13 protein-coding genes are annotated in these 19,598 nt (G+C 69.4%); 3 read left to right on the plus strand and 10 right to left on the minus strand.

Annotation, left to right across the window (positions count from 1 at the left end; translation table 11 throughout):
* Positions 1-351: 351 nt before the first annotated feature.
* A complete protein-coding gene (locus OHT21_RS12380) occupies positions 352-3,261 on the plus strand; it encodes a glycoside hydrolase family 3 C-terminal domain-containing protein (RefSeq protein ID WP_328768323.1) in 2,910 nt (969 codons plus the stop codon).
* 171 nt (positions 3,262-3,432) lie between these two features.
* Here the strand turns inward: OHT21_RS12380 and OHT21_RS12385 are convergent, their stop codons facing one another.
* The 5 genes from OHT21_RS12385 to OHT21_RS12405 all read right to left on the minus strand — a co-directional run bounded on the left by OHT21_RS12385 (position 3,433) and on the right by OHT21_RS12405 (position 11,003).
* Positions 3,433-4,896: an aldehyde dehydrogenase family protein gene (locus OHT21_RS12385; RefSeq protein ID WP_328768324.1), complete on the minus strand. Its 1,464-nt coding sequence runs from the start codon at positions 4,894-4,896 to the stop codon at positions 3,433-3,435.
* A gap of 851 nt (positions 4,897-5,747) precedes the next feature.
* On the minus strand, positions 5,748-6,431 hold the full coding sequence (locus OHT21_RS12390; RefSeq protein WP_328766012.1) for an IS630 family transposase: 684 nt from the start codon (positions 6,429-6,431) through the stop codon (positions 5,748-5,750).
* Positions 6,428-6,868: a helix-turn-helix domain-containing protein gene (locus tag OHT21_RS12395; RefSeq protein WP_328768325.1), complete on the minus strand. Its 441-nt coding sequence runs from the start codon at positions 6,866-6,868 to the stop codon at positions 6,428-6,430. Before OHT21_RS12395 ends, OHT21_RS12390 begins: the two co-directional genes overlap by 4 nt.
* A gap of 121 nt (positions 6,869-6,989) precedes the next feature.
* A complete protein-coding gene (locus tag OHT21_RS12400; protein ID WP_328768326.1) occupies positions 6,990-8,663 on the minus strand; it encodes a PucR family transcriptional regulator in 1,674 nt (557 codons plus the stop codon).
* A 216-nt stretch (positions 8,664-8,879) separates the two neighbouring features.
* Positions 8,880-11,003, minus strand: coding sequence for an ATP-binding protein (locus tag OHT21_RS12405; protein WP_328768327.1), 2,124 nt, complete (start codon positions 11,001-11,003; stop codon positions 8,880-8,882).
* A gap of 250 nt (positions 11,004-11,253) precedes the next feature.
* Here OHT21_RS12405 and gabT point away from each other — a divergent pair, with 250 nt between their 5' ends.
* Positions 11,254-12,588, plus strand: coding sequence for a 4-aminobutyrate--2-oxoglutarate transaminase (gene gabT / locus OHT21_RS12410; RefSeq protein WP_328768328.1), 1,335 nt, complete (start codon positions 11,254-11,256; stop codon positions 12,586-12,588).
* A gap of 537 nt (positions 12,589-13,125) precedes the next feature.
* Positions 13,126-13,539, plus strand: a complete 414-nt coding sequence (locus tag OHT21_RS12415) for a phosphatase PAP2 family protein (protein WP_328768329.1) — start codon at positions 13,126-13,128, stop codon at positions 13,537-13,539.
* Positions 13,540-13,559: 20 nt separating this feature from the next.
* Here OHT21_RS12415 and OHT21_RS12420 read toward each other — a convergent pair whose 3' ends face one another.
* The 5 genes from OHT21_RS12420 to OHT21_RS12440 are packed head-to-tail and all read right to left on the minus strand — an operon-like array spanning position 13,560 to position 19,052.
* On the minus strand, positions 13,560-14,978 hold the full coding sequence (locus OHT21_RS12420; RefSeq protein ID WP_443050352.1) for an NAD(P)/FAD-dependent oxidoreductase: 1,419 nt from the start codon (positions 14,976-14,978) through the stop codon (positions 13,560-13,562).
* Positions 14,975-15,775 carry an ABC transporter permease gene (locus tag OHT21_RS12425; protein WP_328768331.1) on the minus strand — a complete coding sequence of 267 codons (801 nt, stop codon included), beginning with the start codon at positions 15,773-15,775 and terminating at the stop codon, positions 14,975-14,977. Before OHT21_RS12425 ends, OHT21_RS12420 begins: the two co-directional genes overlap by 4 nt.
* On the minus strand, positions 15,776-16,702 hold the full coding sequence (locus tag OHT21_RS12430) for an ABC transporter permease (protein WP_328768332.1): 927 nt from the start codon (positions 16,700-16,702) through the stop codon (positions 15,776-15,778). It abuts the gene before it with no gap.
* Complete coding sequence (locus tag OHT21_RS12435; protein WP_443050353.1) at positions 16,699-17,853, minus strand: ABC transporter ATP-binding protein; 1,155 nt, start codon at positions 17,851-17,853, stop codon at positions 16,699-16,701. The genes OHT21_RS12430 and OHT21_RS12435 overlap by 4 nt, the downstream gene beginning before the upstream one ends.
* A 5-nt stretch (positions 17,854-17,858) precedes the next feature.
* The gene (locus OHT21_RS12440) at positions 17,859-19,052 is read right to left on the minus strand and encodes a polyamine ABC transporter substrate-binding protein (protein WP_328768334.1); all 1,194 of its coding nucleotides are present in this window, start codon (positions 19,050-19,052) and stop codon (positions 17,859-17,861) included.
* Positions 19,053-19,598 lie beyond the last annotated feature (546 nt).

Below are 19,598 nucleotides of genomic sequence, written 5' to 3' on the forward strand. Positions count from 1 at the left end.
ATGGCGCACAGCAGGACACCCGGCGGAGAGGTCGTCGGCTGTGGTGTCTTGAGTGGAACTGGCTGAGCTGAAGCGGAGCTCGGAGGAACTGTGACCGCAGGTGCGGCCTGTTCGACCAGTCGAAGCGCTTCGATGTTGCTGCGAGGTTAAGTGAACACCCAAGGGTGCACAAGAGTCGTTCCGAACATTCCTCCGAGGTGCAAAGGACTGAACCAGTCTGATCTGGGCCTTGTAACCCCCGAGAGGATGCGGAGATGTTGCCGCGGGATGTCTTGACACCCACCCTCCGGTCGAATGAGCATCGAAGCGCTTCGAAAGCTCTTCATCGCTCCTCCACAAAGGGATGCCAGCGTGACCGCACAAACGCCGCCTTTCCGCGACTCGCAGCTGCCCTTCGCGAAGCGCGTCGACGATCTCCTGTCGCGGCTCACCGTGGCCGAACGCATCGCGCTGCTGCACCAGTTCGCGCCCGCGGTGGAGCGGCTCGGCGTCGCCGCGTTCCGCACCGGCCAGGAGGCGCTGCACGGCGTGGCCTGGATGGGCCCGGCGACCGTGTTCCCGCAGGCGGTGGGCCTCGGCGCGACCTGGAACGACGATCTCGTACGCCGCGTCGGCGAGGCCGTCTCCACCGAGGCCCGCGCGATGCGCGCCCGCGACGACCGCATCGGCCTCAACGTCTGGGCGCCCACGGTCAACCTCCTGCGCCACCCCCTCTGGGGCCGCAACGAGGAGGGCTACTCCGAAGACCCCAGGCTCACCTCGGCGATCGCGACGGCGTACACCCGCGGCCTGCGCGGCGACCACCCCGCGTACTGGCGCACGGCCCCCGTCCTCAAGCACTGGCTCGCGCACAACAACGAGACGCAGCGGGACATCACCTCGTCGTCCGTCCGGCCCCGCGTCCTGCACGAGTACGACCTCCGCGCCTTCCGCGCGACGGTCGAGGCGGGCACGGTGGCCGGCGTGATGCCCGCGTACAACCTGGTCAACGGCCGCCCCAACCACGTATCGCCGTATCTGAACGAGCACCTGCGCACCTGGACGGACCAGGACCTCCTGGTCTGCTCGGACGCGGGCGCGCCCTCCAACCTGGTCGACTCCGAGCACTACTTCGACACCCACGAGGAGGCGACGGCCGCGGCCCTGCGCGCGGGCGTGGACAGCTTCACGGACCACGGCACGGACAGCTCGAAGATCGTCGAACGTGTCCAGTGCGCCCTGGACCAGGGCCTGTTGACCGAGGCGGACATCGACACCGCGGTCCGCCGCCAGCTCGCGGTCCGCTTCCGGCTCGGCGAGTTCGACCCCCACCTGGACCCGTACGCGGACACGAAGACCTTCGACACCCCGGCCCACCGCGCACTCGCCCAGGAGGCCGCGGAACAGGCGATCGTCCTCCTCAAGAACGACGACCTGTTGCCCCTCGCCGAAGGCACCCGCATCGCCGTGGTCGGCCTCCTCGCCGACGAGTGCAAGCTCGACTGGTACAGCGGCACGCTCATCCACCGCTCCACACCCCTCGAGGGCCTGTACGAGCGCTTCGGCGCCGAGCACGTCGACTTCGCGGAGGGCGTGGACCGCGTACGCCTGAAGACCTCGGCCGGTACGTATCTGAGCGTGCCCCTCGCCGACGACGTGACCGACGAAGCCCGCGGCGCCGAGGGCGCGCTGGACCCGGCCCTCCTCGCGGGCCGCACCGACCTGCCCCCGCTGACCACCGACGTCACCGGTACGGACCTCGCGCTGATCGACTGGGGCGAGGGCGTCCTCACTCTCCGCGCCCCCGACGGCCGCTACCTCTCCGTGGCCGACGACGGCTGCGTACGGGCGTCGGCGGACCAGCCCGGCGGCTGGATCGTCCAGGAGACATTCCGCCTGGAACCCCTGGAACCCCTGGAACCCAGTGATTCCCACGCGAACGGGCACCTCCTGAAGCACCTGGGGACTGGTCGGTACGTCACTGTCGCCGCCGACGGCGTGAAGGTTGCCGCCGACGATCCGCGCGACGCGGAGACCTTCGAGGTCGTCGTCACGGAGCGTGGCGAGGACGCGGTGACGCGGGCCGCCGCCACCGCGGACGTGGTGGTCGTGGTCGCGGGCAACGACCCGCACATCAACGGCCGCGAGACGGAGGACCGTACGACGCTCCGCCTCCCCGAGCACCAGGAGCGCCTGCTGCGGGCCGCCCGTGCCGCGAACCCGAACACGGCCCTGACCCTCGTCTCCGCCTACCCCTACGCGGTGGACCCCGAGGACCTCCCGGCCCTGCTGTGGACGGCCCACGGCGGCCAGGCGGCCGGCCCCGCCCTGGCTCGCGTCCTGGCAGGCGACGTCTCCCCGGCAGGGCGCCTCCCACAGACCTGGTACGCCTCCGACGCGGACCTTCCCGACCTCCTCGACTACGACGTGATCGGCAGCCGCCAGACGTACCTCTACTTCGAGGGCACCCCGCTCTTCCCGTTCGGCCACGGCCTGTCGTACGCGTCCTTCGCCTACGACGGCCTTCAAGTCGAGCCGGGCGATGGCGAGTTGAAGGCCTCCGTCACGGTCACCAACACGAGCCGGGTGGCCGCCGACGAGGTCGTCCAGCTCTACACGCGCGCGGTGCACCCCTCGGTCCCGCGCCCGCGCCGGGAACTTGCGGCACACCGCCGCATCCACCTGGCCCCCGGCGCCTCCGCCGAGCTCTCCTTCGAACTCCCGCTGCACACCTTCGAGTTCTGGGATGTGGCCCACGGGAGGTGGCGGCTGGAGCCGGGAGCGTACGAGGTGCTCGTGGGCGCGTCCAGCGAGGACATCCGCCTGCGCTGCACGATCGACCTCGACGGCACTCCCACGCCTCCCCGTCCGGTCCTCGGACTCGGCCTGAACGCCGCCGACTTCGACGAGCAACGGGCGGCCGAGATCGTCGACCGAACGAAGGTGTCGGGGGATGCGGTGACGCCGGCGGGCGGGAGTGAGGCGGCGGGTGAGGGCGGAGCTGAGGCCGAACTGATCTTCCGGGCCTGCGACTTCGGGGGTGGTGCGGGTGCGGTCTCCGTCGAGGTGGCGGGTGAGGGTTCGGTCGAGGTGGCACTGGCGGATGGCCGAGTGCTGGCGGATGGCCGGGTGCTGGCGCGGCTGGACATCCCGGCGACGACAGGTCCGTACGACTACACCACCGTGACCGGACCGATGACGACGCACGTCACCGGGGTTCACGACCTGCACATCAGGCTGCGCGGCCGGGTTCGGCTTGCGCGCGTCGGCTTCTCCGGTTGAGGGTCCGGACCAGGCCGACGCACAGGGAGGGCCCGGCACCGGAAGGCATCGGTGCCGGGCCCCTTCATCCCGGGATACGGGTCGAGCCTACATGAAAACGATTGTCACAAGCCAGGGGCGGCTGAGCTGTCGGCTTGCGGACGATTTATGGGCTTAAGGCTAAATTCTGGGCTAGAGGTTGAGCCCGGTCAGCACCATGACCCGCTCGTAGGTGTAGTCCTCCATCGCGAACTTCACGCCCTCGCGCCCGACGCCGGACTGCTTCACTCCGCCGTATGGCATCTGGTCGGCGCGATATGAGGGGACGTCGCCGATGATCACGCCGCCGACCTCCAGCGCCCGGTGCGCGCGGAAGGCGGTCTGCAGGTCGTGGGTGAGCACCCCTGCCTGGAGGCCGTACTTGGAGTCGTTGACGGCGGCGAAGGCGGCGGCCTCTCCGTCGACCTTCTGCAGGGTGAGGACGGGCCCGAAGACCTCCTCGCAGTACAGGGTGACGTCGGTGGGCACATCGGCGAGAACGGTCGGTGCGTACGTGGCCCCGTCGCGTTTGCCGCCGGTCAGCAGCCGGGCTCCGGCCGCGACCGCCTCGTCGACCCACGCCTCCACGCGCTCGGCGGCGTCCTCGCTGACCAGCGGGCCGACGTCGGTCGCCTCGTCGGAGGGGTCGCCGGTCACCTGAGCCTCGACGGCGGCGATGATGCGGGGCACCAGCCGGTCGTACACGGAGGCGTCGGCGATCACTCGCTGGACGGAGATGCAGGACTGGCCGCCCTGGTAGTTGGAGAAGGTGGCGATACGGGTTGCCGCCCAGTCCAGGTCCTCGTCACTGGCGTAGTCGGCGAGGACGACGGCGGCGCCGTTTCCGCCGAGTTCCAGGGTGCAGTGTTTGCGCGGCACCGAGTCCATGATCGAATAGCCGACCTTCTCGGAGCCGGTGAACGAGATGACGGGCAGGCGCTCGTCCTGTACGAGGGCGGGCATGCGGTCGTTGGCGACGGGGAGGATGCTCCACGCTCCGCTGGGGAGCTTGGTCCCGGCTTCGCTCTCGGCTTCGGCGAGCAGTTCGCCGATCATCAGGCCTGAGAGCGGGGTCGCAGGGGCGGGCTTCAGGATGATCGGGACGCCTGCGGCGATGGCTGGGGCGATCTTGTGGGCGCAGAGGTTGAGGGGGAAGTTGAAGGGTGCGATGCCGAGGACGGCGCCCTTGGGGAAGCGGCGCGTGACGGCCAGCCGCCCCTGTCCGGCGGGGTCGGTGTCGAGGCGCTGAGCCTCGCCGCCGTTGAACCGCCGGGCTTCCTCGGCCGCGAACCGGAACACGGAGACGGCCCTTCCGACTTCTCCGCGGGCCCACTTGAGCGGCTTTCCGTTCTCGGCGGAGATGAGGCGGGCGATCTCCTCGCCTCGCTCGCGGAGGCGGCGGGATACGTGGTCGAGGGTGGCGGCGCGGATGTGGGCCGGGGTGGCGGCGAACTCGTCACGGGCGGCGTGCGCGGCGGAGACGGCCTCGTCGACCTGCGCGTCACTCGGCACGCTCACGGTCCCGACGATGCGGCCGTCCCACGGGGACGTCACCTCGAACGTGGTGTCACCTGTGGCCTGGCGGCCGGCGAGCCAGAAGGCGTGCGTGTCTTTCATGGGGTCCGGCCCTTCGGTTTGGGGTGGCGTTGTACGTGTGTTTGGACGCGGTCCACGGTAGGCCTGCCGGCCTGGGCGGGTCGCTTGTCCGGCCTGTACCACTCGCCGTGGTCGGTGCTCCACTTTGGCGGATGGCGGTTGGGTGGCTGCGGCGCCGTCGTGGCTGGTCGCGCCCACGCGGCGGAGCCGCAAATTGACACCGCCCCGCGGGGTGCCTCCGGCGGTTGGGCGGTCGGGTTCGTTTTCGGCTGCGGGTGCGTTGTGGTTGCTCGCGCAGTTCCCCGCGCCCCTGGGGTGCGTGGTGGGTGCGGGGCCGCGGTCCGGTGCGTCAGCCCGTCGCCAACAGGGCATACGACCCCGTGCTGACACAGGGTTCTGGTATGCCCAGACCGAAGCTAAGCGACGGGCATACGACGCACCGGCCCACGGCCCCTCCCACCGGCGGAAAGCCGCGGGTAGTAGGGGGTCCGGGATCCCTCCGGGGGCTTGCTTTCCGGGCCGCGGGGTTGCTCGGGGCGCAGGCGCCTTCCGGGCACGGGCTTTTCAGATCGCGGGCTATTTCGGTTCGCTTGCTCTTCGGGGCGCGGGCAGTCGCAGGCTTTTCAGGGGCGCGGGGAACTGCGCGACCAGCCACAACGCACCCGCAGCCGCGACACGACCCCAACACCCCACCCCGGTAGGCACCCACCCACTCACGGTGAGCACCCCACCCACCCGCGGTAGGCGCCCACCCACCCCGCCGGAGGCAGAGGGGCCTGGGGGCGCAGACCCCCCACGCGGCGGAGCCGCAAATTGTTACAGCCGGGAAGGGGCGGAGCTGGGGAAAAATCCGCCTAGTAGATTGTCGCGGCTTAATTTCGCTGTGTGGTTGGGTAGAGGTGGCGTAGTTTCACGCGTGCGTCGTCGGTGGTGAACTGCCAGTCGACTTGGCGCTGGTTGCTGTTGGTCTGTTGCTGCCAGGCAGCAAGTTCGGCGTTGAGTACGGCGAGGTCGTCGAGGCGGCGGTCCAGGCACTGGCGGGTGAGCGCGGAGAGCTCGATCTCGGCGATGTTGAGCCAGGACCCGTGTTTGGGGGTGTGGTGGATCTCCAGGCGCTGGGTCAGCGCGAAGGCCTTTGCCGGGTCGAACGCCTCGTAGAGCGAGGCGGTGGTGTGGGTGTTGAGGTTGTCCATCACCAGCACGACCGTGGCGGCGTCGGGGTAGTCCACGGTCAGCAGGTGCTCGACCTGGTGCGCCCAGTCGACCCTGGTCCGGCGGGGCTGCGCGTCCACGCGTCGCCATCCGCGCAGCGGCTCGACCCAGCAGAAGATCGAGCAGGTCCCCGAGCGGACGTACTCGTTGTCCTCGCGGCGGTCACGGCCCGGCCGCGCGGGAAGCGGATCACGGACGTGGCCGAGCAACTGGTACGGTTTCTCGTCCATGCACACCACCGGGCGCGTCGGGTCGAAGGGCCGGTGGTAGACCGCCAGGACATCCTCCATCGCCGCGGCGAAGGCCGCATTCGCAGCGGGCGGGATGGTCCAGCACTTCTTCACGTGAGGGCGCAGTTCCGTTTTTTTAAGACCCGCCCGATCGTGGAGTGGTCCAGATCCGGGATGTCCTCGGCCAGCGCGACGTGCTTCTCCAGCAGGCGCAGCGACCAGCGGGCGTGTCCTTTGGGCGGCTTCGAGCAGGCCAGCGCAATCAGCCTTGCCTCGACCTCGCCGGTCACCGGGGAGGGCACCGGCGGCAGTGCGCGTTCCTTCCGGCCGACCGTGGCCCACACATCGCCGCCGGTCTCCGCGTACCGCTTCGAGATCAGGCGGACCGAATCGCACGAGACCCCGACCCGCTCCGCGATCACCGCCCGCGGAGCGACCTCGCCGGCCGAGGTGTCCAACGCGAGCAGCACCCGCGCCCGCCTGATCATCGACGCGCTGCGGACCCCCGTCGTCGTCACACGCTCCAACGCCCGACGGTCTTCGGCACTCAAGACAACCGGATACTTCTTCTGCGAGGACACGGCACCCCTGCCCGGCCGAACGGAAGCATCAAGCGAAGCCTGCCCGACCCCAACTCCACCAACCAGAACGACACTTAGTCGCGACAGTCTACTAGCCGCCGGACGCCGACGTCTTCAGGGCCAGCCAAAGCTCCATCCGCGTATCCGGATCGTCCAGCGAGCGTCCGAGGATCTCCTCGACCCGCCGCATCCGGTAGCGCAACGTATGCCGATGCACCCCAAGATCCGCCGCAGCCGCATCCCACTGCCCATGGCGCGACAACCAGGCCCGCAACGAAGCCACCAAGTCCCCCCGCCCCGTGGCGTCATGCTCATGCAACGCCCGCAACAAGCCATCCGCAAACGCCCGCACAGCGTCATCCGCAAGCAACGGCACCACAGACCCCGCCGCCAACTCCTCGTGCTCAACCAGCACCCGTCCCCGCCGCCGCGCAACGGACAGCGCCTGTTCGGCCTGCTTATAGGCGGCCGCCGCGGCAATGGGCCCGGCGGGCGCCGACAACCCGACCACCAGCTCGTCGTCGTCCCCGCCCTGCTCAGCGGAACCCCGCTCGGCCAACAGGGCCTCCGCGTACTGGGCGCAGGACGCCACCACCGCACCCCCGTCAGCGGCCAACACGACCAGCCGCTCCCCATCGGGCACAACCAGCACGGCCTCCCCCGACCGAGCAGCCGCGGCCTCGACCACCTCCGCGAACCCAACCACCGGATCCCCCTCGGCTTCGGCCACACCGGCGTCGGCCCCCGAAGCCGAGGGCGAGGCCGAGACAAGCCCCCCACCCACACCCCGCCCCCGCGTCCCCGGCACCGCCCCAGCCTCCGCAAGGATCACCCGATACGGAGCATCGAGCAGCTCCCCGTACAGATCCCCCGCAGCGGCCCGCGCATGATCCGGCTGCCCCGCCAGCAGCATGCGCAGCACAGCCGCCCCGATCCGCTGCTCCGCGGCATACAACGACCGCGACCGCTCCGTCGTGAGCGTCAGCAGGGCGATCGCGGAATGCACGGCGTACCGCTCGGCCGTGCCCAGTGCCGCGGCGGTACCCACGGCCAGCACCCCCAGCGGCCGCTTCCCCGTCCCCAACGAGTGCAACTCGACGCGGTCCTCGTCCTCACCCTCCTCGGAGGACCCCCCGACGACGGAACTGGCAGGCAAGGGCCGCTCCCACAACCGCTCCACCTCGGCGGTGAGCAGAGCCGCCCGTCGCCCCGCCCACTCGGGCGCCGTCGCGACGACGGCACCGGTCGCGTCGTACAGAGCGGCCCAGCCGTCGACCTGCGAGGCCAGCGCGGCCAGCAGGCCCTCGGGTCCCTCGCTCAAGGCCCGCTTGGTCAGCTCGCGTTGAGCGGCGAAGCCGGCGGTCACGGCGCGGTACTGATCGGCGGCGATCGCGGCGGAGACGGCTTTGGTGATGGCGAGGAAGGGGGTGCGCCGCGGGACTTCGAGGAGCGGCAGGCCCTCGTTCTCGGCGGCGTCGACCAGCGCCTTCGGGATCTCCTCGTAGTGGAGCCCGACAGCGAACCCGATCCCCGCGACCCCCGCCCCCGCCAGCCGCTTCACGTAGCGCCGCATGGCCTCGGGGTTCTCCGCCTCCAGCTTGAGCGCGGTGATCAGGAGCAGCTCCCCGCCGTCCATGTACGGCACGGGGTCAGCGAGTTCGCTGGCATGGGCCCAGCGGACGGGCCGGTCCAGGTGCTCCTCGCCCGCGCGCACGGTGAGTTTGAGCGCCGAGTGCTGGACGAGCGAGGCGAGCGTCGGAGGCATGGGACCTTCAGGTCTTCCTGGCGAGGCCTTCACCGAAGCGGCGGAAGTGCCGTGGCTGGCAGAGGATGTGCACTTTTGGCCGCCACGTATGAACGACCTGTGTCGATTCTGCCTCACTGTACGGTGACCGCGTCACCTTATGTCCAGATGTTCTGCCACCTGTCGGACTGAGCGGTCTCGCCGAAGTGAGGCACGCCCCCACCTCCCCGAGACCGCTCAGCCGCGTAGATCCACCAGCAGCGGCGGCGCATGCTCCCCGCGCACACTCGTGAGCGACAGCACCGCATGCCCGGGCGGCACGGCATGCGCCAGGTCGGAGGCGGACCACCGCTCACGTTCGACCTGGCGGACGGTGACGGCCCGGGCGGTGGGCGCACGTCCCGTGATCACGCGGCGCAGTGCGTGGGCCGTCTTGCCGAGCGGGGTCTCGGCGATGATCTGCCGGTCGGTGACGTCCGTCGCCTCGGTCCACTCCTTGCCCCACACCTCGGCGAAGTCCTGCCCGTCCCAGGGGGTGAGCCCGGACAGCGCCATCCGGCAGCCGATCGCCCCGAGCAGCGGCGATCGCAACGGACGCGGCACATCGTCGAGCGTACGCAGGGTCATGACCACCCCGGCGTTGGCCGACCGCAGCCGCTGGACTCCTCGTACGGCCTCGGGAGTGACGACGCCCGTCGCGTCGTCCAGCACCAGACACGCGAACAGTGACCGGTCCTCACGTACCGCCACGCTCGCCGTGAACTGCGCGAGCACCAGCCGCGCGAGGATCCGCGAGGCGTCGGCGTGCCCGCGTGCGGGCAGGTCGATGCGTACCCGCACCGGGTGGTCCAGGGCGCGCAGGGAGAAGGGCCGGGACTGACCGGACGTATCGAAGAAACCGGCGAAGGCGGGCCGGTCCAGCAGCGCCACTCGATCGGCCAGTACTCCGCCGACATCGCCCGGTTGCCCCAACTGCCGTTCCCGGGCGTCGAGTTCGCGCAGCAGCGACTCCTGTCCAGCCTCCGTGAGCGCCTTGCGCAGCGCGCCGAGCGGGCCTGGGGCGCCGTCGAGGAGCTGCCGCAGTTCGGGCACGGAGGGGAAGCGCCCGTGGACCGCGCGATACGGGCCGAGGAGCTGGGCGAGCACGGTGGTGGAGCGGCGGTGGTCTCCGCCGGGGTGCGGATCGGTGAGGTCGCCGACCAGTGCCTCGGCGAGTACGGCCGCCGCCTCGTCGGGGTCGGTGGTGCCCCCGTACAGGTCGAGGTCGTAGACGGACTCGGGGTTTCCGACCCGTACGACGACGTCATACGCGTCGACGGGCCCGAGCCCCGCGCCCGCGGCACCGACCACTACGACGGCGGCCCGTCCTGCGAGCGCGTGCAGGCACAGCGACTCGGCGAGCGGCCAGACGACTCCACTGGTCTTGCCGGATCCGGCCGGGCCGACGGCGAGCAGGGAGGTGCAGAGGAGTTCGGGGCCGACGCCGAGGCCGGTGCCGCGGTAGGAGTACGGATTGCGCGGGTCGTCGGCGGTCGTGCCGAGCCGGACCTGCCCGGTGACCAGGTCGTGCTGGGCGAGGCGGCCGGGAAGGTCACGCGCGCCAGAAGGGTGCAGACAGGCGGCGGCACCGTCCTTGAGTACGGCGCCGGTGAAGGTGGCGAGACTGTGCCGGCCGCTGCGTACGCCCTGCCAGGCGCGGGTGATGCGGGCATGGTCGACGTCGCACATCAGCCCGGAGCGGGCCTCGGCGGCGAGCCGTTCGGCGGCGTCGGTGGCTCCGGCATCGCGGAGGCCGGGCCACTCGGCGGGGTCGGCCTGGGGCTCGAGAGCCGCCTGCTGGGGCTCTCGGCGCCGGAAGAGAGGCGCGACGAAGCGTCGCCAGACCTCACTCCAGCGGCCGAGCCGCCCGACCGCCACCATGATGCCCAGGGCGACAAGCAGCTGATAGCTCCGATACACGAAGAGATTGCCCACGTCGCCGATCGCACTGTTGCCGCCACGCCAGGAGTCGGGTGTGAGCAGGAATAGCGGCACCCACCACCAGTCGCCCAAGTAACCGTTCTGCAACAGCGACCAGATCAGCCACCCCACCAGGAAAGCGATCAGCGCCCCACTAAGCAACTGCCGGGTCGGAACGACCTCCGGCTCCTCGTCCGGCCGCGGCCGGTGCCCGAACCGCCACACCCCCGGCGCCGCCTCGGGCCGCGGCGCCCGCAGCCAGGCCAGGAAGGCGGAACCGTCCGGCATCGGCGGCGTGCCCGGCGCCTGCGCGGGCCGTGGCGGTACCTGAGGCGGCCCCGCCGGGCGCGGCACACGATCGGCGTGTGTGCCCCGTGCGTCCTGCATGCCGTCGCTGTCCATCGCCCTTGTCCCCTGACCAGCCGTTCGATCCACCATCAGCGAGCCAATCTAATGCCCCCGCAGGGGGAGTTCACCGCTTACCGGGCCGGGCGGTGGCCGACCCCTCGGCCACTGCCATGTCCACCGCGGACAACCCAGCAGGCCGACAACGCCCACATGGAGCATGCCCACTCCCCGGGCCCAGCCCTAGCGTGCGATGAAAGAAACCGACTGTCCGTGCGGACCCGCCGCACCACCCCAGGGAGCCCTCATGAGCGCACTTCCGCAGGAGCGCCGCGTCATCACCGCCATCCCCGGCCCGAAGTCGCAGGAGTTGCAGGCCCGCCGCACTGCCGCGGTCGCGGCCGGTGTGGGGTCCGTGCTGCCCGTGTTCGCCGCGCGCGCGGACGGCGGGATCATCGAGGACGTCGACGGGAACCGGCTGATCGACTTCGGCTCCGGAATCGCCGTGACCGGCGTGGGCGCGAGCGCCGAGGCCGTCGTACGCAGGGCGAGCGCCCAGCTCCAGGACTTCACCCACACCTGTTTCATGGTCACGCCGTACGAGGGCTACGTGGCCGTCGCCGAGGCACTGGCCGAGCTGACCCCCGGCGACCACGCCAAGAAGTCGGCCCTGTTCAACTCGGGCGCCGAGGCCGTCGAGAACGCCGTCAAGATCGCCCGCGCCCACACCAAGCGCCAGGCCGTCGTCGTCTTCGATCACGGCTATCACGGCCGTACGAATCTGACGATGGCGCTGACCTCGAAGAACATGCCGTACAAGCATGGCTTCGGCCCCTTCGCGCCGGAGATCTACCGCGTACCGGTGGCGTACGGCTACCGCTGGCCGACCGGCCCGGAGAACTGCGGCCCCGAGGCCGCCGCGCAGGCCATCGACCAGATCAGCAAGCAGGTGGGCGCCCAGAACGTGGCCGCGATCGTCATCGAGCCGCTCCTCGGCGAGGGCGGCTTCATCGAGCCGGCGAAGGGCTTCCTGCCGGCGCTCAGCGAGTTCGCCCGCGACAACGGCATCGTCTTCGTGGCCGACGAGATCCAGTCAGGTTTCTGCCGCACCGGTCAGTGGTTCGCGTGTGAGGACGAGGGCGTCGTCCCGGATCTGATCACCACGGCGAAGGGCATCGCGGGTGGTCTGCCGCTGGCCGCCGTCACCGGCCGCGCCGAGATCATGGACGCCGCGCACTCGGGCGGACTGGGCGGCACCTATGGCGGAAACCCGGTCGCATGCGCGGGCGCCCTCGGCTCGATCGAGACGATGAAGGAGCTCGACCTGGCCGCCAGGGCGCGGCACATCGAGTCGGTCATGAAGGCCCGTCTGAGTGTCATGCGGGAGAAGTACGAGATCATCGGCGACGTCCGCGGCCGGGGCGCCATGATCGCCATCGAGCTCGTCAAGGACCCTACGACCAAGGAGCCGAACCCGGAGGCCACCGCCGCACTCGCCAAGGCCTGCCACCAGGAGGGCCTGCTGGTCCTGACCTGTGGCACGTACGGCAACGTGTTGCGCTTCCTGCCGCCCATGGTCATCGGCGACGAGCTGCTGAACGAGGGCCTCGACATCCTGGAGCAGGCGTTCACCCGCATCTGAGCCCCATCTGAGCAGGAACTCTCTCATCCGGTTCCGCTACCGCGCGCAGCATGTGAAGAACGTGTGCGAGGTGCATGAGGGGAGGCCTATCGGTCTGTCGGACGCCGATCCCCTGTCGTAGGTTCTACCCAGATGAGAGATACACCCCGCCCACAGGGGACTGTGGGCGATACAGGGTCGAGGCCTCCCCAGCTTCGCCCTGGTCGTGCCCTCGCGCACACTACTGGAGCCTCCGGCTCCGGAGGGTCTCCTCACCGATCGGACAGTCGCCCGCCCCAAACCCCCCGGGGCGAGCGACGACCCGGTCTTTGCGGCCGCCTCGGAACTACCCCCCCTGTTCCGGGGCGGCCGACCTTTTCCCTCGCGGCTCTGGCCCTGCTCTTCGCGTTCCTCACCTGGCAGGTCGCCGTCGACAGCCCGCTGCGCCGCGCCGACGAGCGCCTCGGCCGGGCGATCGCGAACGGCCCACTGCCGAACGGCTTCGCCGAACTCCTCGCTGATCTCGGCAACTTCACGGTCGCCGTCCCCGTCCTGGTCGTGACGCTCGCGTACGTCGCTTGGCGCGCGCGTCACGCCGGTACGCCCCGCTGGTGGCTGCCGGCACTCGCGGCCCTGGTCACCATGGCCGCCGTACCCGCGCTGGTCGTCCCGCTGAAGGAAGCCGTGGGGCGCACGGGACCGCCCGGCATGGCGGGCGACGGCTACTACCCCTCGGGTCACACGGCGACGGCCGCCGTCGCCTACGGAGCGGCCGTACTCCTTCTGCTGCCCTGGCTGCGCGGCCCGTACGTCCGTCGTGAACTCGCCCTCGGCTGCCTGGTGTTGGTCGGCGCCGTCGGCTTCGGGCTGGTCCGGCGCGGCTACCACTGGCCGCTGGATGTGGTGGCGAGTCTGGTGCTGAGCGCGATGCTGTTGATCGGGCTGCGGGCGTTCCTGCACTCCCGCCGCTAGCAGCCCGTACCGCGGCCGCCTCAGCTGTCGAAGCCGAGGCCCAGTCTGTCCATCGCCTTCAGCCACAGATTGCGCCGTCCGCCGTGCGCGTCCGCCCGTGCCAGCGACCACTTGGTGAGGGTGATGCCGGTCCAGGCGAGGGGTTCCGGCGGGAAGGGGAGTGGCTTCTTGCGGACCATGGCCAGGGAGGTACGTTCCGTGTGCTCCCCGGCCAGCAGGTCGAGCATCACGTCCGCGCCGAAGCGGGTCGCTCCGACGCCGAGTCCGGTGTAGCCCGCCGCGTAGGCGACCCGCCCGTGGTGTGCCGTGCCGAAGAAGGCCGAGAAACGGGAGCAGGTGTCGATCGCGCCGCCCCAGGCGTGGGTGAAGCGGACGCCCTCCATCTGCGGGAAGCAGGTGAAGAAGTGCCCGGCGAGCTTGGCGTAGGTCTCCGGGCGGTCGTCGTACTCGGCGCGCACCCGGCCGCCGTACGGATAGACCGCGTCGTAGCCGCCCCACAGGATGCGGTTGTCGGCCGACAGGCGGAAGTAGTGGAACTGGTTGGCGCTGTCGCCGAGGCCCTGGCGGTTCTTCCAGCCGAGGGAGGCGAGTTGGGCTTCGGTGAGTGGCTCGGTCATCAGCGCGTAGTCGTAGACCGGGACGGTGTACGGGCGCACGCGTCTGACCAGGTTGGGGAAGATGTTCGTGCCGAGGGCGACGTGGCGGGCGCGGACGCTGCCATACGGAGTGCGTACGGCCATACCGGCGCCGTATGCCTTCAAGGTGAGCGCGGGCGTGTGCTCGTACACACGGACGCCCTGCTCGACGCAGGCGCGTTTGAGGCCCCAGGCGAGTCGGGCGGGGTTCACGAGCGCTACGCCGTGGCGGTCGTGGAGGCCGGCGAGGAATGTCGGTGAGTCGACTTGTTGCCGTACGGCGTCGGTGTCCAAGTACTCGAGGCCGTCCGCGAGTCCGTGGCGTTCCAACTCCCCGTGCCAGTCGCGGAGTTCGGCGACCTGGTACGGCTCGGTGGCGACGTCGATCTCGCCGGTGCGCTCGAAGTCGCAGTCGAGGGAGTAGCGGGTGACGGTGGCCTCGATGGCGTCGAGGTTGCGGGCGCCCAGCTTCTCGAGGGTGTGGATTTCGTCGGGCCAGCGGGCGAGTCCGTTGGCCAGGCCGTGGGTGAGCGAGGCGGCGCAGAAGCCGCCGTTGCGGCCGGAGGCGGCCCAGCCCGTCTCCCTGCCTTCGACGAGTACGACGTCCCGCTGCGGGTCGCGTTCCTTGGCGAGCAGCGCAGTCCACAGTCCGCTGTAGCCGCCCCCGACGACGAGCAGATCGCAGGTCTCGGCGGTGGTGAGGGCGGGCTCGGGGTGGGGTTTTGCGGGGTCGTCCAGCCAGTAGGAGCCGGGCTGGGCGTCGGAGAGCGACTTTGTCCAACGGGACATGCCTTGTGTGGTCATGCCTTTTGCCTGTTCCGGCGACCGCTGATGACCATTCCGGCCAGCACGATCAGTACGGCGACGATGAACATTCCCGTACCGATGACATTGATCTGGACCGGTGTGCCGCGTTGTGCCGAGCCCCAGACGAACATGGGGAAGGTGACCGTCGCGCCCGCGTTGAAATTGGTGATGATGAAATCGTCGAAGGAGAGCGCGAAGGCGAGCAGCGCTCCCGCGACGATTCCGGGGGCCGCGATGGGCAGGGTGACCCGGACAAAGGTCTGGAACGGTCCGGCGTACAGATCGCGTGCGGCTTCTTCCAGCTTCGGGTCCATCGACATGACGCGAGCCTTGACGGCTGTCACCACGAAGCTGAGGCAGAACATGATGTGGGCGATCAGGACCGTCCAGAAACCCAACTGAGCCCCCATGTTGAGGAAAAGCGTCAGCAAGGAGGCGGCCATCACGACCTCGGGCATCGCCATCGGAAGGAAGACCAGCGAGTTCACGGCGCCCCGCGCGCGGAAGCGGTAGCGGACCAGCGCGAAGGCGATCAGCGTGCCGAGCACCGTGGCGCCGAGCGTCGCCCAGGCCGCGATCTGCAGGCTGAGCGCGAGCGAGCCGCACAGATCGGCGACCCCGCACGGATCGGTCCACGCCTCCGTGGAGAACTGCTGCCATTCGTAATTGAAGCGCCCTTTGGGGTTGTTGAAGGAGAAGACCGTGACGATGACGTTCGGCAGGAGCAGATATCCGAGCGTCAACAGGCCCGCGATGACGACGAGATGGCGCTTGAGCCAGCGTACGAGGGACATTTAGACCAGATCCTCCGTCCCCGACTTGCGAATGTAGAGCGTGACGATGATGAGGATCGCGGCCATGAGAATGAACGAAAGAGCCGCGGCCGTCGGATAGTCGAGAACCCGCAGGAACTGGCCCTGGATCACGTTTCCGACCATCCGGGTGTCCGTGGAGCCGAGCAGATCGGCATTGACGTAATCACCACTTGCGGGGATGAACGTGAGGAGCGTGCCGGAGACGACACCCGGCATGGACAGCGGGAACGTCACCTTGCGGAAGGTCGTGAACGGCTTGGCGTACAGGTCGTTCGCCGCCTCGTGGAGGCGTCCGTCGATGCGCTCGAGCGAGGTGTAGAGCGGAAGGATCATGAACGGCAGGAAGTTGTACGTGAGTCCGCAGACCACCGCGAGCGGCGTGGCCAGTACGCGGTCACCGGCCGTGAGGCCGAGCCAGCTCGTGACGTCCAGCAGGTGCAGCGAGTTGAGGGCGCCGACGACCGGGCCGCCGTCCGCGAGGATCGTCTTCCAGGCGAGCGTACGGATCAGGAAGCTGGTGAAGAACGGCGCGATCACCAGAATCAGGATCAGATTGCGCCAGCGGCCGGCGCGGAACGCGATCAGATAGGCGAGCGGGTAGCCGAGCAGCAGACACAGGGCGGTGGCGGTGCCTGCGTAGAGGACCGAGCGCAGGAACTGCGGCCAGTACTCGGAGATCGCGTCCCAGTAGGTCGCGAAGTGCCAGGTGACCTTGTAGCCCTCCTCCAGGGAGCCCGTCTGCACGGACGTGGAGGCCTGGTAGACCATCGGCAGCGCGAAGAAGATCAGCAGCCAGAGGATGCCGGGCAGGAGCAGCCAGTACGGGGTGAGGCGGCCTCTTCTGCGCGGGGGCTTCTTCTGCGGGGTGGGTGCGAGAGGCGGTGGCGCCTCGGTGACGGTCGTCATGCCGAGGCCTCTTCTCCGACGGTCTCGACACCCGCGTCGATGTCCTGGGTCGCGTCCATCCCGAAGGTGTGCGCCGGGCTCCAGTGCAGGACGACCTCGGTGCCGGGGACGAGCCGGGCATCGCGGTCGATGTTCTGGGCGTAGACCTCGAACTCGGGGCAGACGGGGCTGTCGATGACGTACTGCGTGGAAACGCCTATGAAACTCGTGTCGGCGATCTTCCCGGAGATGCGGTTACGGCCCTCGGAGATCGAGCCCGCGTCGTCGGCGTGTGTGAGGGAGATCTTCTCGGGGCGGATGCCGACGAGGACCTTGCCGCCGGTCGTGGTGGGCGCCGAACAGCGTGCGGCCGGCAGGGAGAGCTTGCCGCCGCCCGCCTTGAGCACGATCTCGTCACCGCTGGTGGTGTCGACCTCGGCCTCGATGAGATTGGAAGTGCCGAGGAAGTTGGCGACGAAGGTGGTCTGCGGGTTCTCGTAGAGGTCGGCGGGCGAGCCGAGCTGCTCGACCCGGCCCGCGTTCATCACGGCGACCGTGTCGGCCATCGTCATGGCCTCCTCCTGGTCGTGCGTGACGTGGATGAAGGTGATGCCCACTTCGGTCTGGATGCGCTTGAGTTCGAGCTGCATCTGGCGGCGCAGCTTGAGGTCGAGGGCGCCGAGCGGCTCGTCGAGCAGCAGCACCTTGGGGTGGTTGATCAGGGCGCGGGCGACGGCGACGCGCTGCTGCTGGCCGCCGGAGAGCTGGTGCGGCTTCTTGCGGGCCTGCTCGCCGAGCTGGACGAGGTCGAGCATCTCCCCGACCTGCTTCTTCACCGACTTGATGCCGCGCCGGCGCAAACCGAAGGCGACGTTCTCGAAGATGTCGAGGTGCGGGAAGAGGGCGTACGACTGGAAGACGGTGTTCACCGGCCGCTTGTAGGGGGGCAGGTTCGTCACATCCTGGTCTCCCAGGGACACGTTTCCCGAAGTGGGCTCCTCCAGACCCGCGATCATCCGCAGGGTGGTGGTCTTTCCGCAACCCGAGGCCCCTAGGAGGGCGAAAAACGATCCCTGGGGGACGGTCAGGTCGAGCGGGTGCACGGCGGTGAAGGAGCCGTACGTCTTACTGATCCCGGAGAGGCGGACGTCACCGCTGTTGTCGTTCGTCATGGAGGTCACGCCCCTGTCAGCTTTGCGAACTTCTCTTCGTAGGCCGTCTCTTCCTTGCTGCTCAGGGAGCGGAAGGAGCGCGACTTGGCGGCCATGGCCGCGTCGGGAATGATCAAGGGATTGTTCGCCGCGTCCTCGTCGATCTTCGCGAGTTCGGCTTTCACACCGTCCACGGGGCATACGAAGTTGATGTACGCCGCGAGTTGTGCCGCCGGGCCGGGCTCGTAGTAGTAGTCGATGAGCCGTTCGGCGTTGGTCTTGTGGCGGGCCTTGTTGGGGACCAGCAGGTTGTCGGTGGAGGTCAGGTAGCCGCTGTCCGGGATGACGAAGTCCACGTCCGGGTTGTCCGCCTTGAGCTGGACGACGTCACCGGCCCAGGCGAGACAGGCCGCGAAGTCACCCTTGGTGAGGTCGGCCGTGTAGTCGTTGCCGGTGAACCGGCGGATCTGGCCCTTGTCGACGGCCTTCTGGAGGCGGTCGATCGTCGCGTCGAAGTCGTCGTCGGTGAACTTCCCCGGGGCCTTGCCCATGTCGAGCATCGTCATGCCGACGCTGTCGCGCATCTCCGACAGGAAGCCGACGCGTCCCTTGAGCTTGGGGTTGTCGAGCATGTCGGAGACGGACTTCACCTCCTCGCCGTCGAGCGCCTTCTTGTTGAACGCGATGACCGTGGAGATACCGGTCCAGGGATAGGAGTACGCCCGTCCCGGGTCCCAGTCGGGGTTGCGGAACTGCTGGGAGAGGTTGGCGTACGCGGTCGGCAGGTTGGACGGGTCCAGTTTCTGGACCCACCCGAAGCGGATGAGCCTGGCTGCGAGCCAGTCGGTGACGCAGATGAGGTCGCGGCCAGTGTCCTGGCCCGCTGCCAGCTGTGGCTTGATCTTGCCGAAGAACTCGACGTTGTCGTTGATGTCCTGGGTGTACTTGACCTTGATGCCGGTGCGCTTGGTGAACGCGTCGAGGGTGGGGTGCCGCTTTTCGCTCTCGTCGACGTCCATGTACTCGGTCCAGTTGGAGAAGCTGATCCGCTTCTCCTTGGCCGAGTGGTCCTCGGAGTCGACCCCAGCGGTGTTCTTAGCCGCGGGGATCCCACAAGCACTCAGCGCTGCGGCGCCACCGAGGGCGAGCGCGCCACCGGTGGTGGCCCGCAGCAGCGAGCGGCGGCTGAGGGAGGTCCGGCCGTTGCGTAGGTGGTCCATGTCGATCTCCTCCGCCGTCGCAATCCCCTCCAGGGAGGGGGTGGCGTGGCTCCAGCTCGATTTGAAGGCCGATCCTGACAGAGGGGGGCCTGTCCAACAAGTGATTCCGTTGTTGCCATTTGGTTAAGCGACGGAATCGGTTGGGGTGGGGGTGCCTCCGGCGGTGGGGCGGTTGGGTTCGTTTTCGGCTGACGGTGCGTTGTGGTTGCTCGCGCAGTGGGTTCGTTGTCGGCTGCGGCGCCGTCGTGGCTGGTCGCGCCCACGCGGCGGAGCCGCAAATTGACACCGCCCCGCGGGGTGCCTCCGTCGGTTGGGCGGTCGGGTTCGTTTTCGGCTGCGGGTGCGTTGTGGTTGCTCGCGCAGTTCCCCGCGCCCCTGGGGTGCGTGGTGGGTGCGGGGCCGCGGTCCGGTGCGTCAGCCCGTCGCCAACAGGGCATACGACCCCTTGCTTCCACAGGGTGCTGGTATGCCCAGACCGAAGCTAAGCGACGGGCATACGACGCACCGGCCCACGTCCCCTCCCGCCGGCGGGAGGGTGCGAGTAGT

The organism is Streptomyces sp. NBC_00286 (assembly GCF_036173125.1).
Taxonomy (GTDB): Bacteria; Actinomycetota; Actinomycetes; order Streptomycetales; family Streptomycetaceae; genus Streptomyces.

Coding starts and splice junctions, on each gene's coding strand:
- OHT21_RS12420 (WP_443050352.1), bottom strand. CDS start 14,978: ATGACCACACAAGGCATGTCCCGTTGGACAAAGTCGCTCTCCGACGCC.
- OHT21_RS12430 (WP_328768332.1), bottom strand. CDS start 16,702: ATGACGACCGTCACCGAGGCGCCACCGCCTCTCGCACCCACCCCGCAG.
- OHT21_RS12425 (WP_328768331.1), bottom strand. CDS start 15,775: ATGTCCCTCGTACGCTGGCTCAAGCGCCATCTCGTCGTCATCGCGGGC.
- OHT21_RS12405 (WP_328768327.1), bottom strand. CDS start 11,003: ATGGACAGCGACGGCATGCAGGACGCACGGGGCACACACGCCGATCGT.
- gabT (WP_328768328.1), top strand. CDS start 11,254: ATGAGCGCACTTCCGCAGGAGCGCCGCGTCATCACCGCCATCCCCGGC.
- OHT21_RS12440 (WP_328768334.1), bottom strand. CDS start 19,052: ATGGACCACCTACGCAACGGCCGGACCTCCCTCAGCCGCCGCTCGCTG.
- OHT21_RS12385 (WP_328768324.1), bottom strand. CDS start 4,896: ATGAAAGACACGCACGCCTTCTGGCTCGCCGGCCGCCAGGCCACAGGT.
- OHT21_RS12435 (WP_443050353.1), bottom strand. CDS start 17,853: ATGACGAACGACAACAGCGGTGACGTCCGCCTCTCCGGGATCAGTAAG.
- OHT21_RS12400 (WP_328768326.1), bottom strand. CDS start 8,663: ATGCCTCCGACGCTCGCCTCGCTCGTCCAGCACTCGGCGCTCAAACTC.